The 15,970-nt window shown below is 74.1% G+C and carries 5 protein-coding genes; 1 reads left to right on the top strand and 4 read right to left on the bottom strand.

All coding sequences use genetic code 11. The annotated features are described in order from the left end of the window. Window positions 1–240 precede the first annotated feature (240 nt). Entirely contained in the window at window positions 241–1,437 is a 1,197-nt protein-coding gene (locus ACZ7MX_RS17545) for a MalY/PatB family protein (protein ID WP_472132980.1), read from the bottom strand. A gap of 356 nt (window positions 1,438–1,793) precedes the next feature. Here ACZ7MX_RS17545 and ACZ7MX_RS17540 point away from each other — a divergent pair, with 356 nt between their 5' ends. Then, the gene (locus ACZ7MX_RS17540; RefSeq protein WP_472132978.1) at window positions 1,794–4,265 is read left to right on the top strand and encodes a non-ribosomal peptide synthetase; all 2,472 of its coding nucleotides are present in this window, start codon (window positions 1,794–1,796) and stop codon (window positions 4,263–4,265) included. 21 nt (window positions 4,266–4,286) lie between these two features. On the opposite strand, the gene ACZ7MX_RS17535 is transcribed toward ACZ7MX_RS17540, so the two are convergent. From ACZ7MX_RS17535 to ACZ7MX_RS17525, 3 genes are all read right to left on the bottom strand, one after another. Then, window positions 4,287–5,501 (bottom strand): cytochrome P450, encoded by a 1,215-nt coding sequence (locus ACZ7MX_RS17535; RefSeq protein ID WP_472132976.1) that lies wholly within the window; start codon window positions 5,499–5,501, stop codon window positions 4,287–4,289. Window positions 5,502–5,565: 64 nt separating this feature from the next. After that, window positions 5,566–12,651: an amino acid adenylation domain-containing protein gene (locus ACZ7MX_RS17530; RefSeq protein WP_472132974.1), complete on the bottom strand. Its 7,086-nt coding sequence runs from the start codon at window positions 12,649–12,651 to the stop codon at window positions 5,566–5,568. Window positions 12,652–12,681: 30 nt separating this feature from the next. Then, window positions 12,682–15,849: an amino acid adenylation domain-containing protein gene (locus ACZ7MX_RS17525; protein ID WP_472132972.1), complete on the bottom strand. Its 3,168-nt coding sequence runs from the start codon at window positions 15,847–15,849 to the stop codon at window positions 12,682–12,684. Window positions 15,850–15,970: the final 121 nt, after the last annotated feature.

The raw sequence follows: 15,970 nt of genomic DNA, 5'->3' as shown, positions 1-15,970 counted from the left end.
CCGGAACGCGGACATCGGTGACGCAAGGGATCCGGTGGGACGCCACAAAAGAGCGGGCGGCATTCTTGGCGATGGTGGCCGGGACGTTCTGCGCAGGGGCGCCTGAACTCCCGGGAAAGTCCCCCGACTTTGTCCCCCGTGATCTTTCCGAACTTTACTAGCCCCGGCCCGGCGCGCGTCAACGACAAAAGAAAACTGTCCACATTGTCGTTTTCGGCCCGGGCGCCCCGGTCCCGGGTTTCATTCCCCGAGGTGCCGGCGCAGCGCGGTGTCCATGCGCTCCAGGGTCTCTTCGAGGATCTGCGGTGACGTACCGAAATTGAGCCGGACGAATCCCTCGCCGTCGGCCCCGAAGGCCGGGCCGGAGAAGAGCAGCACCTTGGCCCGGTCGCGGAAGAACGGCATCGGGTCGGCGTCGAGCCCGAGGCCCCGGCAGTCGAGCCAGGCCAGGAAGGTGGCCTCCGGCGTGCGGCAGCGGATCCCACGGGGCAGCCGCTCGGCCAGCCGCCGACGGTTGCGGTCCAGGACCGCCATGACGTCGTCCAGCCAGTCGTCCCCCGCCGTCCAGGCGGCCTTCAGCGCCTCGACCGCCAGCACCCCCACCTGGCCGAAGAGCAGCCCGCGCCGGGCGTCGACGGCCTCGCGCACGGCCCGCGGACCGATGTGGGCCAGCGCGCAGCGGATCCCGGCGAGGTTGAACGCCTTGCTGCCCGAGGTGAGGGTGACGGTACGGGCGGCGATCTCCGGTCCGAGCGAGGCGAAGGGCAGGTGCCGGTGCGGGGCGTGGGTCAGGTCCGCGTGCACCTCGTCGGAGATCACCAGCAGATCGCGCCGGAGGACGAGCTCGGCCAGCGCCTCCAGTTCGTCCCGGCGGAAGACCCGGCCGGTGGGGTTGTGCGGGTTCACCAGGAAGAGCACCCGGCAGCGCCCCACCTCGCCGTCCGCGGCGGCGTGTGCCATGCGGGCCGGGTCGAATCCCCAGCCGTCCGGGCCCTCTTCGACGGGTACGGTCAGCGGTCTGCGGCCGATCTTCTCGATGACGTCGACGAAGGGCGGGCAGGCCGGGGTGTGCAGCAGGACGGCGTCACCCGGGTCGGTGGCGACCTGGAGCGTCGCCAGCATCGCCTGGTTGATGTCGGTGAACAGCCGGGCGTGGGTGGGTTCGGGCCGGTGGCCGTACTTGCGGTGCGTCCGGGCGGCGAAGACCTCTCCGAGCGGGCCGCCCTGGCTCTCGTCGAACCACGTGGGGTAGCCGAGATCGCCGTCCGCGCGGCGCATGAGCGCCTCGCGGACGGCGGGTGCGGTCGGGAAGTCCATGTCGGCGACCCAGGAGGACAGCATGCCCTCGCCGGCGGTCGCCCATTTCTCGCCGTCCCGTTGGACGAGGTGGCGCAGATCGACGGCGTCGAGCGCGGCCGGCGACATGTCGGTGCTCATGCGGCTTTTCCCCCTGCGGTCGGATGACACGGCGCCGTGCGGCCGGTCGGTTGCCGCGCGACAGGGAGACGGCGACGGATTTCCCCGCGTACGTCCTCGTCGAGGCCCCCTTGGGGAGTACATGATTATGCAGCAGGCACGGACCGGGGAATGTGACGCCCGCCACATTGTGGCGGTCAGCGTGGCCGGTTAATGTCGCCAACAGCCGGGCGCGCAGCCCGGATTGGCCACCGAGCGGGACGGTTCCCGGACTCGGAGGTTCCCGACCCGGCATCGGCGCGCAGTTGCGCCCCACCGATTGCCCGCCGCCGAAATTCACCTGCGAAGTCGAGAAACTCCGAGACAGGAGACGGTAATTGTCCTCCCATGCCGCCCAACTCCCCGCGGACCGGCCGCGAGGCGTCGATGCACCGGCGTGTACGGCAGTGGTGCGCCAGGAGATTCCGGGGCTGTACGACGACGCGGTCCGCGCGCTGGCCGCCTCGTGTGCGACCACCCCGGAGAACGTGCTCCTCGCCGGATTCGCCGCGCTGGTGTACCGCTGTTCCGGGCAGAACCAGGTCGAGTTCCGGCTCGGCCGGGAAGGCGGCAAGGAGGCATTGCTCCGCTTCTCCGTCACCGGCGGGAGCACCCTGCGCGAACTGGCGGATGAGGCCGGTGCGGTGGAGCGTCCCGGGGCGGAGCCGGCCCGGCTCGGCGTACGCATCGGCGCGCCCCCGGCGGACGGCGATCCCCGGCCGTACGAGGCCGAACTCGCCCTGCCCGCACCGGACGCGGGCTCCCGGTGGGCCGCCCTCCACTTCGACGACCGGCTCTTCGCCCCGGCGACGGCGCAGCGGATGCTCGGCCACTACGGACATCTGCTCCACGACGGCGTGCACCACCCGGACCGGCCGCTGGAGCGGCTCACCCTGCTCACCGAGACCGAGCAGCGCCGCATCCTGCTGGAGTGGAACGACACCGCCGTGTCGCTGCCCCACCAAGGCGCCTGTCTGCACGAGGTGTTCGAGGAGCGGGCCCGGCAGGCGCCCGAGGCCGTCGCCGTGGCCCAGGGGACGGCCCGGCGGACGTTCCGGGAGATCAATGCCGCGGCCAACCGGCTGGCCCGCCATCTGCGGGAGCTGGGCGTCGGCCCGGACGACCGCGTCGGCCTCTTCCTCGACCACTCCCCCGAGCTGCTGGTCGCCATGCTCGGGGTGCTCAAGGCCGGCGGGGCCTATGTGCCGCTGGATCCCGCGTATCCCCGGGCCAGGCTCAGCACGATGATCTCCGGTGCGTCGTGCGTGGCCCTGATCAGCCGGACCGGGCTCGCCGACGCTCTGGGCAGTGGTGCGGACGCCGTGGGGCAGGGGCAGTTGATCCTGCTGGACCGGGACGAGGCGACCCTGACCGGGCGGCCGGCGGACGACGTGGAGCCCGTGGCCGGCCCGGACAACCTCTGCTACGTGATCCACACTTCGGGCTCCACCGGACGGCCGAAGCCGATCGCGCTGCGCCACCGGGGCGTGCTCAACAACATCGCGGACCTCAACACCCGCTTCGCCGTGGGACCCGGCGACAGCGTGCTGGGGCTGTCCTCGCCGAGCTTCGACATGTCGGTCTACGAGTTCCTCGGCATGACCGCGGCCGGCGGCACCCTCGTGCTCCCGGCGCCGGGCCGCGCCAAGGAACCCGCGCACTGGGCCGAACTGGCCGCTGAGCACGGCGTGACCGTCTGGAACACCGCCCCGGCCCTGCTGGAGCTGGTGCTGGACCACCTCGACGCGACCGCCGCGGACGGCCCCTCGCCGCTGGCCTCGCTCCGGCTGATCATGCTCGCCGGGGACTGGATCCCGGTGCGGATGCCCGACCGGACCCGGGAGTTCGCGCCGGACGCGCGGTTCATCTCGCTCGGCGGCGCCACCGAGGCCTCGATCTATTCCACGCTCTACGAGGTCGAGGCGACCGACCCCGGCTGGACCAGCATTCCGTACGGGCGGCCGATGGCCAATCAGCGGACCTACGTCCTGGACGAGGCGCTGCAGCCCGTTCCACCGGGTGTGACCGGTGAGTTGTACCTCGCGGGCGACGGCCTGGCCGTGGGCTATCTGGACCTGCCCGACCTCACCGCCGAGCGGTTCCTGCACTGGTCGTACGGTCCGGTGTCCGGCGAGCGGCTGTACCGCACCGGCGACCTGGCGCGGTGCGACGCCGACGGGCTGATCGAGCTGCTCGGCCGGACCGACCTCCAGGTCAAGATCCACGGGCTGCGGGTGGAGCTGACCGAGATCGAGTCCGTGCTGCGGGACCATCCCCGGGTCAAGGAAGCGGCGGTGGCGGCGCAGCCCGATGCCACCGGCGCACCGGTCCTGATCGGCTACGTCGTCCCGCGCGAGAGCGAGGCCCTCGACCCGGACGAGGTCCGCGACCGGCTCGCCGCCCGGCTGCCGGCCCACATGGTCCCCGGCACGGTGCTGGTGCTGTCCGCCATGCCGCTGAGCCCGAACGGCAAGCTGGACCGCAAGGCGCTGCCCGCGGCCCCGGCACCGCACGACGGGGGCCGGGGCGGCGCCGTACCCACGGACGCCGCCCCGAACGGCCCGTGGGAGGAGCGGATCGCCGCGGCCTGGCGGGAGGTGCTGGGGGTCCAGGCGATCGGGCGGGACGACGACTTCTTCCGGCTGGGCGGCGACTCGATGAAGGCCCTGCGCAGCATGACGCAGGTCCCCGAGATCACCTTGGTGGACCTCTACCGGCATTCGACGCTGCGGCTGCTGGCCGCGCACCTTGAGGCCACCGCCGGGGTGCCCGGGGCCGCGGAGCGGTCACCCGGGCCGGACGCGGGGTAGCGGAAGGGTTTCCCTTGCGGGTCAGCCGGCGGCCGTGCAGCGCACCGGCAGCCGGCTGACCCCGGTCAGGAAGCTGGAACGGACCCGTTCGACCGGTCCGGACAGCTCCAGTTCGCCCACCTGGTGGCGCAACTCCTCCAGCATGACCCGGAGTTCGACCCTGGCCAGCGGGCCGCCGAGGCAGAAGTGCGGGCCGTGGCCGAGGGTGAGGTGCCGGTTCGGGGTGCGGGCGAGGTCGAAGCGGTAGGGGTCGGGGAAGACGTCCTCGTCGCGGTTGGCGGAGGTGTTCCAGAGGGTGACGATGTCGCCCGCCTTGATGTCGCAGCCGCGCAGCGTGAGGTCCGTGGTGGCGGTCCGCCCGAGGTGGGTGACCGGCGTGGTCCAGCGCAGTACCTCCTCGACGGCGGAGTCGAGCAGGCCCTCGTCCCGGCGCAGGCGCCGCCACTGCTCGGGGTGCTCGATCAGGGCCAGCACGGCGCCGGCGGAGGACAGCCGGGTGGTCTCGTCGCCGCCGATGATGATGTTGTAGCAGTTCAGCAGTACTTCGGCGTCGCTCAGCGGGGCGCCGCCGGCCTCGCCGTTCGCCAGCAGGCTGACCACGTCCTCACCGGGGAACTCCCGCCGGCCGGGCAGCAGTCCGGCGTAGTACAGCAGGATGTCCTCCTGCGCGTCGGCCGCCGCCTCGGCGGCCTCGGGGGTGCCGTCCTCGCCCATCGCCGCCATCGTCAGATCGAGCATCAGGGTGCGGTCCGCGGGCGGTACGTCGAGCAGTTCGCAGATGGCCATCAGCGGGATCTGGGCTGCGACATCGGCGACGAAGTCACCGCCGCCCGCGTCGACGACGGCCGCCACCAGGCCCTTCGTGGCCGCCCGGACGCCGTCGGCGATCTGCGCCATGGCCCGCGCGGAGAACGCGCCCTGCAGCACCTTGCGCACCGCGGCGTGCCGGGGCGGGTCGGTGACCACCAGCATCCGGCCGCCGGCCGGGTCGCCCCCGGTGAGCAGGGTGCCGAGCATGTTGCCCTGTTCGGAGCTGAGCCGCGTGGTGTCGCGGTAGACGGCGGCGATGTCCTGGTAGCGGGTGATCACCCAGAAGCCGGGGCGGTCGCCGTCGGCCTCGCACCAGGCGACCGGGTGGGTCTCCCGCAGGTCGCGCCAGGCGTCGCAGGCGTCGGGGTCCGGGTGGACCGCGGGGTCGATGTGGGCGAACGGGATGGTGTGGCGCGGTGCGGTCATGCGGGTTCCCCGTCCGGGTTGCTGGTCACGTGGGCTCCTGTGGGGTGGTCGGCGGCACGGCCCGTCACTCGGGGCCAGGCAGCGTCCGGAGGCGTTCGGCGAGGACGGTGCCGATCCCGGCCAGCGGCTCGGGGGCGAGCATGTCGCCGTGCCGGCAGGCGACCTGGTGGTTCTCGATCCGGCCGCTGACGTACGGTGCCCAGTTGGCCGGCCGTTCCGGGTCCGGGCCCTTGTCCTCGGTCGCCTCGAAGAACAGCAGGTCGGCGTCGAGCGGCCGGGAGTGGTGCCGGCGCTGGGCGTTGACGTTGTGGGTGAAGACAGTGGCGATCGCGGACAGTTGGCGGGGTGCGAGGGTGGCCAGGGCGCTGCCGTGTTCCTTGAGGAGGCGCAGCGCCGACCCGGGGTCGAGGGTCACCCCGTCGGGCTGCGGGAGGCCGAGCGAGTGCAGGACCTCGGCCAGCGCCTGCGGTTCGTCGTAGTCCACCGGGCGGGCGTCGGGGAGCCTGGGGTACGCGTCGAGCAGGGCCAGCAGGGCGACCCGTTCGCCGTCCGCCCGCAGCAGCCGGGCCATCTCGTGGGCGACGATCCCGCCCATGGACCAGCCGAGGAGGTGGTAGGGGCCGTGCGGCTGGACGGTGCGCAGCCGGGCCACGTAGTCGCGGGCCATCTCCGGCAGGTCCTCGGCGGGCGGCCGGGTGCCGTCGATCCCGCGGGACTGCAGGGCGTACACCGGGCGGTCGGCGTCCAGGTGCCGCAGCAGCCCGGAGTAGACCCAGCCGATGCCGACGCCGGGGTGGACGCAGAACAGCGGCTCGCGGGTGCCCTGCGACCGCAGCGGTACGAGCACGTCCAGCGCGTCGTTCGGGTCGCCGGGCCGGTCCGGGTCCGCGAGCAGCGCGGCGATGCCGGCGACGGTGGGCGTGCGGAAGAGCGTGGCGATGTCGAGGTCGGCGCCGAGGGCGGCGCGCACCCGGCCGGCCAGGCGGAAGGCGAGCAGGGAGTGCCCGCCGCGTTCGAAGAAGCTGTCGTCGATGCCCAGGCGGCCGGCGTCGGGGCCGCGCTGGTCGAGGCCGAGGACCTCGGCGAACAGGGCGAGCAGCTGGGCTTCCAGGGGCGTGCGCGGGGCCCGGCCGGTGCGGCCGGGGGTGGTGGCTTCGGGTTCCGGTGCGGGCAGGGCCCGCCGGTCGAGTTTGCCGTTGGGGGTGAGCGGGAGGGCGTCCAGTACGACCACGACCGGCACCATGTGGCGGGGCAGCCGGCGCTCGACGTGGCGGCGCAGTGCGAGGGCGTCGGCGGTGGCGCCGGGGGTGCGGACGGCGTAGCCGACCAGCCGCTGGTCGCCGGGGCGGTCCTCCCGCACGACGACGGCGGCCCGGTCGACCTGCGGGTGGTCGCGGAGCGCGGCCTCCACCTCGCCCAGCTCGATCCGGAAGCCGCGGAGTTTGACCTGGTCGTCGAGGCGGCCGAGGAACGTAAGGTCGCCGTCGGGGCGTCGGCGCACCAGGTCTCCGGTGCGGTACATCCGCGCGCCGGGTGCGCCGTAGGGGTCGGCGACGAAGCGTTCGGCGGTCAGTGCCGGGCGGCCGAGGTAGCCGGTGGCCAGGCCGGGGCCGCCGAGGTAGAGCTCGCCGGGGACGCCGGGCGGCACGGGGCGCAGGGCGTGGTCGAGGACGTAGGCGCGGGTGTTCCAGGAGGGCCGGCCGATCGGCGGGGCGGTGTCGAAGGGGCCGGTGCCGAGCCAGGCGGTGGCGTACACCGGGGCCTCGCTGGGGCCGTAGATGTTGGCGATCCGGGCGCCGGGGAAGGCCGCCGCGATCTCGTTGGCCACCGGGGCGCTGAGCGCTTCGCCCGCGAGGACGACGGTGCCGGCGGTCAGCTGCGGGTCGAGCCGCGGCAGGAGGCCGGCGAAGACCGACGGGACGCCGCTGATCAGGGCGGGTGCGGTGATCGGGCCGTCTTCGAGGGCGGCCGGTTCGCCCAGTGCCAGCAGATCGCGGTGGAGGCGTACGGTGCCGCCGGCGGCGAGCGGTCCGAAGAGCTCGAAGACCGAGACGTCGAAGCTGATCGAGGTGGTGGCCTGCACCTGGGCCAGTCCGTCCGGGCCGAGGAATCCGGCGATCCAGGCCATCAGGTCGGCCATGTTGGCGTGCGAGACGATCACGCCCTTGGGGCGGCCGGTGGAGCCGGAGGTGTAGATGAGGTAGGCCGGGTCGGCGGGGTCCAGCGGCCGGGTGCGTTCGTCGTCGGTGAGGTCGGCGCCGGACCGGTCGGCGAGCCGTCGCAGGGTGGCCGGGTCGTCGAGGACCAGCCGCGGGGTGTCGTCGGCGGGCAGGGCGCCGGCCGTGTCGCGGGTGGTCACCAGCAGCGCGGGCGCGGCGTCGCCGAGCAGCAGCACGATCCGCTCCGCGGGGTAGTTCGGGTCGATGGGCAGGTAGGCGGCGCCGGCCTTGAGGACGGCGACCATGGCCACCAGCAGTTCGGCGGAGCGGGGCGCGGACAGGGCCACGATCCGGCCGGTGTGCACGCCGTGCGCGAGGAGTTCCCGGGCCAGGCGGTTGGCCCGGGCGTTGAGCTCGGCGTAGTCGAGGACGGTGCGGCCGCTGATGACGGCGGGGGCGTGCGGCTGTGCCGCGGCCCGTTCCTCCAGCTGGAGCGGGAAGGGGCGGTCGGCGCTGCGGGGGCGGGACTCGCCGTGCCAGCGGTCGAGTTGGCGCAGTTCCTCGGCGGAGAGCAGGACGGTCCGGTCGTGGCGCCGGTGCGGTGTGGTGGCCAGGGCGGCCAGTGCCCGGCGGTAGTAGCCGCCGATCAGCCGCACCTGCTCCTCGGTGAACCGGGCGGCGTCGTACCGCAGATGGAGGTTGACCTCGGAGGAGGTGAGGTCCTGGGCGAACTCGGCGCCGAACGGGATGCTGGTGTTGGTGATCCGCCGCTCGTCGAGCACCTCCAGCTCGCCGGAGCGTTCCAGCACGGATTGGTAGACGCGGAAGCGGGTGAAGTTGAAGAAGGTCTCGAACAGCTCCCGGCCGCCGAGGATGCGGCGGATCTCGGGCATCGGGTAGCGGCGGTGGCGCTGGAGGGCGATGTCGGTGCGGCCCACCGCGGCGACCAGGTCGTCCCAGCTCCCGGCGGCCAGCCGGACGCGGAACGGCAGGGTGTTGAGGAACATGCCGAGGACCCGGTCGCCGTCCCGGTCCTCGGTACGGCCGTTGTACACCGCGCCGGTGACGACGTCGGCGGTGCCGGTGAGCATGCCGACGACGTGCGCATGGGCGGCGAGCAGCACGGTGCGTACGGGGACGCCGACCCGGCGGGCGCAGCGGTCCACGCCCTCGGAGACCTCGGGCGGCAGTGACACGGGGGTGATGCGCATGTCGGGCCGCTCGGCGGGCGGGACCAGGCGGGGCAGGGTGCCGAGGTCGCTGCCGGTGAGTTCGCCGGTCCAGAAGTCGCGGTGTTCCTCGGCGGCGATGGCCGCCCGTTCCTCGGCGATGAAGGCGCCGAAGTGGGCGCGGGGCGGTTCCCGAAAGGGGGTGCCGGAGCCGTCGAGCAGGGCGAGGTAGCGCTCGAACAGCTCGGTGATCAGGGAGCGTTCGCTCCAGCCGTCGAGGATCACATGGTGTTCGGTGAGCCACAGCTCGAAGGTCTCGTCGGTGAGCCGCTGGAGGTGGAAGCGGATCAGCGGGGCGCGGTCCCAGGCGAACTCGCGGGCCTTCTCGTCCTCGAACCGGCGGTCCATGGCGGTCCGCCGGTCGGCGGCGGAGAGCTGCCGCAGATCTTCGAAGGTGATCGGGGCGTCGACCCGGCGGTGCACCAACTGGAGCGGTTCGGCGTAGGTTTCGAGGTCGAAGGAGGTCCGCAGGACCGGGTGGTCGGCGATCAGCGAGGTGAGGGCCGACCGCCAGGCGGCCTCGGACCAGCCGGCCTTGAGGTGGTAGCCGGCCACGTTGTGGTAGATCCGTTCGGCCGCGGTGAGGCCGCTGTGGTAGAGCATGCCGGCCTGGAGACGGGACAGCGGATAGGCGTCCTCGACGTCGGCCGGCAGCAGGGCGCGGTCCGCGTCGCCGATCAGGGACAGCGGCCGGTAGTGCGGTCGGGCGGCGCCCGGGGTGACGGCCTTGGTGTGCGGGGCCAGTTCCTGGATGGTCTGATGGCGCAGCAGGTCCTGGAGCTCGAATTCCAGGCCGAGTTCGCGGGCCCGGCCGAGGATGGCGATGGTGCGGATCGAATCGCCGCCGAGCAGGAAGTAGTTCTCGTCGGTGCCCACCCGGTCCTGGCCGAGTACCTCGCTCCAGACCTGGACGAGGATCTCCTCGGCGCGGTTGGCGGAGGCGGTGGCCGGGCCGTCGGCGGGGCGTTCCGGGGCGGGCAGGCGTCGCCGGTCGACCTTGCCGTTGACGGTCAGGGGGAAGCGGTCCAGCACGACGAAGGCGGCGGGGATCATATGGGTGGGCAGCAGGCCGGCCAGGTGAGCGCGCAGGTCGGCGGCGGCCAGATCGGTGCGGCCGGAGACCGCGTAGCCCACGAGGCGCCGTTCGCCCGTCCGGTCGGGTTCGGCGGTCACCAGGGCCTCGGTGACGTCCGGGTGTCCGGCAAGCGCGGCCTCGATCTCGCCGGGCTCGATCCGGAAGCCGCGGATCTTCACCTGGTCGTCGATCCGGCCGCGGTACTCCAGTTCGCCGCCCGGCAGCCGACGGGCCAGGTCGCCGGTGCGGTAGGCGCGTCCGCCGGGGAGCGTGACGAAGCGGGCCGCGTCGAGTTCGGGCCGTCCCAGGTAGCCGCGGGCGAGTCCGGCGCCGCGTACGTACAGTTCGCCGGTGACGCCCTGCGGGACCGGCCGGCCCCGGCGGTCGAGCAGGTCCAGGCTCAGGTCCGGGATCGGTACGCCGATCACGCTGCCGTCGCCGTCGGTGTCCTCCTTGCGGATCGGCCGGTAGGTGACGTGCACGGTGGTTTCGGTGATGCCGTACATGTTCACCAGCTGCGGCCCGTCGGGGTGCCGCTCGAACCAGGGGCGGAGCGAGCGTGGGTCCAGCGCCTCGCCGCCGAAGATCACATAGCGCTGGGCGAGCCGCGCACCGGCGCCGGGCGGCGCGTCCGCGGTCCGCGCGTCCGCCCGCTGGAGCAGGGCGAAGGCCGAGGGGGTCTGGTTGAGGACGGTGACGCCCTCGGTGCGCAGCAGTGCCAGGAAGTCCTCGGGGGCCCGGCTGACCTCGTGCGGAACGATGACGAGGCGGCCGCCGTGGGCCAGTGCGCCCCACAGTTCCCAGACGGAGAAGTCGAAGGCGTACGAGTGGAACAGCGTCCAGACGTCGTCCGCGCCGAAGCCGAACCAGGGCTCGGTGGCGGTGAAGAGCCGGGCGACGTTGCGGTGCGGGACGAGGGTGCCCTTGGGTTCTCCGGTGGAGCCCGAGGTGTGGATGACGTAGGCGAGGTCGTCGGGGGCGACGCGGGAGGCGAGCGGGCCGTCCGGGTGGGCGGCGATCGTCCCGGCGTCGTCGTCGAGGGAGACCAGGGCGCCGGTGAAGCCGTCCAGCCAGCCGCCGGGCCGGCCCTGGACGACGACGTGGGCCAGCGCGGTGTCCCGCAGGATGTAGGCGAGCCGGGCGTCGGGGTACGCCGGGTCCAGCGGTACGTAGGCGCCGCCGGCCTTCTGGATGCCGAGGAGGGCGACGACGAGGTCCGGTGAGCGTTCGGCGGCGAGGCCGACCAGGGTTTCCGGGCCGACGCCGTGGGCCTGGAGGTGCCGGGCGAGCTGGTTGGCGCGGCGGTCGAGTTCGCCGTAGGTGAGGTGCTCGCTGCCGTGGCTGACGGCGACGGCGTCGGGGCGCCGCGCGGCGTGGCGGGCGAAGCGCTCCAGGACGGTGACGTCCTCGGGCGGGGCGGCGGCGTCGAGGGGCGTGGTGCGGCCGGCCGGGTCCTCGGCGAGGTCCGGCGCCAGCTCGTGCACCGGGCGGTCCGGGTGGCGGACGAGCTCGGTCAGCAACTGCCCGAAATGGGCAGCGAACTGCTCGGTCAGCCAGTCCGGCCAGGCGCCCTCGAAGCGGGCGGTGCCGTCGGTGGTCACCACCAGGCGCAGGGCGTGGCCGTGCGCCTCGGGGGCCGGGTGGCGGGTGACGGTGATGCCGCCGGGGAGGTCCCAGTGGGTGGGGTGCGGGGCGCGCAGGGCGAAGCCGACGGGGAGCGGGGGCTGCTCCTGTGCGGTCCAGTCGGCCAGCGGGTCCGGCTCGGCCGGCCGCCGCAACTGCCCGGCCAGCGCCCGGAATCCGGGATGCGCCGACAGGTCGGCGTGCACGGTCGTCCGGGCGGTGAACGGGCCGATGGTGCGGGCGAGGTCGGCGCCGCGCGGGTCGGGGCCGTCGGTGGCGATCAGGACGTCGTCGGCGTCGGTGTAGCGGTTCACCAGCACGGCGAGCGCCGCCAGCAGTCCGTCGGCGAGCGGGGCGCCGGCGGCGGTGCAGAGGGCTTCCAGCGCGGAGAGGGTGCCGTCAGGCAGCGGGAGCAGGTGGGTCCGGCCGGGCGTGCGGCCCGTGGTCAAGGGCAGCTCCCCGGGGGAGAGCTCCCCGATCGGCGTGGGTGACGGCTCGGTGGCCGGGGCCGCGGGTACCGGACAGTCGGCGAACTGCCGCACGGGCAGCGGGAGTTGACGAGCTCCCGGAGTCAGCCGGGCACGGTAGGCGGTGAGGAGGTCGTCCACCAGGAGGGTGGCGGACCTGTCGTCGGCGATGATGCGGTGGAGGGTGAGGCGCAGCCGGAGTCCGGTGGCGCCGGTGCGCTGTGCCCGGGCCCGTAGCAGTGGGCCCGACTCCAGGTCGAACGGACGCTCCGGCGCGGGGGCTTCGGTGTCCTCGCCCACGGTCTCCCACAGCGGCGGCAGGTGGTCGGCGACCGACTGCACCAGGGTCGTGCCCTCGAAGACGAAGCGGGTGCGCAGTGCTTCGTGATGGCGGACCACGTCCTCCAGGGCGGAGCGCAGTGCCGCGGTGTCGGGTACGCCGTCGAAGCCGAGGTCGATCACGAGGTGGTGGCGGGCGTGGTCCTCGGTCAGGGCGTGGGCGAGGTAGAGCCGTTGCTGCTGTGGCGTCGCGGCGACCGTGCGGGCCGGACGTGCTTCTTCGGGTGCAGCCGCCCGGTCCGCCTGATGAGTGCTCACTGATCGTCGGCCCTTCTGTGACCGGTATGGCTATCGGGATCGTTCGGTTCGCCGGCGCCAGCCGTTCAGGGCCTGCGTCCGGGCGGCGGCGCGCACCGCGGGCCGGGACCGTTCCGGTGCTCCCCCGTCGTCGCCGGCCGCGTCGACATGGCGGGCGATGGCGCGGACGGTGGTGTAGCGGAAGAGGTCGGCCGTGGTCAGCTTCGGGTACGGGCGCTGCAGGAGGGCGAGCACCCGCACGATCTGTCCGGAGGTGCCGCCGAGGTCGAAGAAGTGGGTGTCCAGGCCGCGGACGGGGGCGCCGAGTACGCGCTCCCAGGCGCGCCGGACCACCTCGGTGGCCTGCCCGGAACGGGGGCCCGCCGACGCTTCGGCGTCGTCCGGTGCGGGGGCCGCCGTGGCCGCCCGGGCCGCCAGGTCGGCCACCGCGGCGCGGTCCAGTTTGCCGTTGGGCAGCTGGGGCAGCGCCTCGACGAGCAGCCAGGCGGCCGGGACCATCGCGGGTACGAGCGAGACGGCCGCGTGCCGGCGGAGCTCGTCGGCGAGTTCGGCGGGCGCCGGGCGCGGGTGCCCGGCGCCGGACGGGCTCGCCGGGTCGGTGGGGATCAGGCAGGCGGTGACCGCGGTGCCGTCACCGCTGACGGTGACCACGGCCTCCTGGACGGCGGGGTGGGCGCGCAACACGGTCTCGATCTCGGCGAGTTCGATCCGCTGCCCGAGGACCTTGACCTGGGTGTCGGCCCGGCCGAGGAAGCGCAGTCCGTGCTCGGGGTCGAGGACGGCCAGGTCCCCGGTGTCGTAGCCGGTGCGCCCGTCGTACGTGGCGAAGCGCTCGGCGGTCAGGTCCGGCCGCTGCCAGTAGCCCGCTCCGACGCCGGCCCCGAGGATCAGCAGCCGTCCCGGGACTCCGGGTGGCAGCGGACGGCCGTGCGCGTCGACCACCCGGCACTCCTCCCCCGCGAGTGGATGACCGATGTGCACGGGCACCTGTGGCTCGACCCGCCACACGGTCGACCAGACGGTGGTCTCGGTCGGGCCGTAGCAGTTGAACACCGGGCCCGGCACCAGGTCGGTCAGCCGGTCGGCCAGGTCGCGGGGGAGCGGTTCGCCGCCGACGAGGAGGACCGCGAGGCCGCCGAGCAGCCGCCGGCCGGCCGGGTCGTCGGCGAGGATCCGGGCCATGGTGGGGGTGCACTGGTAGAGCGCGCCGCGCGGCACGTCGGCGTCGGCCACCTGCTGGTGACTGGTCAGCAGCACGGTGCGGCCGGTGGCGAGCGGCCAGAACAGCTCCAGCACGCTGATGTCGAAGGAGACGCTCGCGCCCGCGACCGACACCGGGGGCGGCGCGGGAAGGACCTGCGCGAAGGCCGCGAACAGCGCGGCCAGGTTGTCGTGGCGGACGATCACGCCCTTGGGCCGGCCGGTCGAGCCGGAGGTGTGGATGACGTAGGCGGGGTCCTGCGGCGCAAGGTCCGGCCACCGCTCGGGCGCGCGGTCGGCCACCGCGTCAGGGCCGATCAGTACGGCGCCGGTCGAGGCCAGGGCCTCGGCGGCCGCGGCGTCGCCGACGACCACGGCCGGCCGGGCGTCCTCGACCACCATCCGGAGCCGGCCCGCCGGGTAGCCGGGGTCGAGCGGCAGATAGGCGGCCCCCGCCCGCCAGGCGGCGACCAGGGCGACGAGCAGGTCGGCCGTCCTCGGCAGGCACACGCCGACCCGGTCGCCGGGCCGCACACCGGCGTCGATCAGCGCGGCGGCCAGTTCCCGTACCCGGCGGTCGAGTTCGGCGTAGGTCACGCGCTGGGAGCCCGCGATCAGGGCGAGGGCCTCGGGGGTGCGCCGGGCGTGCCCGGCGATCAGCTCGGGTACCGCCGGGCCGGCCGCGGCGGCCGGGGTGGCGGGTGGCGGTGGGTCGGGGATGAACAGGCGCAGCGCGGTGAGCGGGGCTGCCGGTGCGGTGCCGAACGCGGCGAGCGCGCCGGCCAGGTGCTCGGCGAAAAGCCGCGCCGACGCGGCGGGCAGGGCGGCGCGGTCGTAATCGACCGCCAGGGAGAGGTCGCCTGCCGAGTTCTGATGGAGCGTGACGGCCAGTTGGTACTCGCTCCGCGCGTCCTCGGCCGGTACCAGCTGCCATCGCAGGTCGCCGGTGGTCAGCGGGGCGGCTGCGGTGGCCTGGGTGCAGATGATCTGCGTCAGCGGCGGCCGGCCGGGACGGCGGGTGGCCCCGGACACGGTGAGGATGTCCTCGATGGGCAGGTCGCAGTGGTCGAGGGCGTCGAACAGCGCGTCGGCGGTGCGGTCGAGCACGGAGGCGGTGTCGGCGCCGTGCAGCGGCAGGCGTACCGGCAGGGTGTTCTGCAGACAGCCGATGACCTCGGCGTCCGCCGCGGTGCGGGTGGTGGCGACGGTGGCGAGCACGACGTCCTCGGTGTCGCCGTACCAGCCGACGACCACCGCGACGGCGGCCAGCACCTGCGCGAAGGGCGTGGCCCCGCTCTCCCGGGCCCGCTCGCGCAGTGCGGCGGCGAGTGGGGCGTCCAGCGGCAGGGACACCGCGCCGTGCCCGGTCGCGGTCCCGGTTCCGGTTTCCGGGGTGGTCGGGAGGTGGAGCAGGGCGGTGTCCGTGGGCGCGCCGGCGAGGTGGTCGGTCCAGAAGGCGTGCAGGGCCGCGAGGCGTGCGGGCTGCGGCGGGGGTTGGTGGGGGTCGGCGGCGGTGAGCGTCTGGGGGCCGTCGGCGTACGCGCGGGCGAGCTGCCGCAGCAGGACGGCCGCGGAGTCCTCGTCGAACACGGCGTGGTGGACGCCCACGAGGCAGTGCGTGTGGCCTGGTGTGCCGACGATCCGGATCCGGCACAACGGCCCGGCGCCGTGCGGGAACGGGGCGCGGGCCTCGGCGATCCATCCGTCGAGGGCGCTCCCGTCGTCCGCCCGTCCGGTCCGGATGTCGACCGCGGAGACGGGGTGGATGCGCTGGACGAGCCCCTCCGCCGTCGGGTGCAGGGAGGTCCGCAGCGCCGGCTGCGCCCGGCACACCGCCCGCGCGGCCGCGGTCATCCGCTCCGGGTCGACCGGGCCGTCGATCCGGATGTGCTGGAGGAGAGTGGTGGCTCTGCCGCCCCGCTGGTCGAGCAGGAAGAACCGGGTCTGCGCCGCGTCGGCGGGCCTGACCGCATTCCCGGCATCGTCATCGCTGGTCACCGAACAGCCCCCCGACTGAAATCCGCACCGGAATTAGTCGGGCCAGGTTATGGAGGCGGTTTGGCCGTGTCAAGAAGAATTCTCGGGGTCACCGCACACACCGCGCGGGAATTCAACAAGA

The organism is Streptomyces sp. NPDC107765, assembly GCF_055657085.1.
The sequence above is the reverse complement of the archived record's forward strand: the minus strand, read 5'-3'. Positions and strand labels throughout refer to the sequence as shown.

Coding starts and splice junctions, on each gene's coding strand:
- ACZ7MX_RS17535 (WP_472132976.1), bottom strand. CDS start 5,501: ATGACCGCACCGCGCCACACCATCCCGTTCGCCCACATCGACCCCGCG.
- ACZ7MX_RS17545 (WP_472132980.1), bottom strand. CDS start 1,437: ATGAGCACCGACATGTCGCCGGCCGCGCTCGACGCCGTCGATCTGCGC.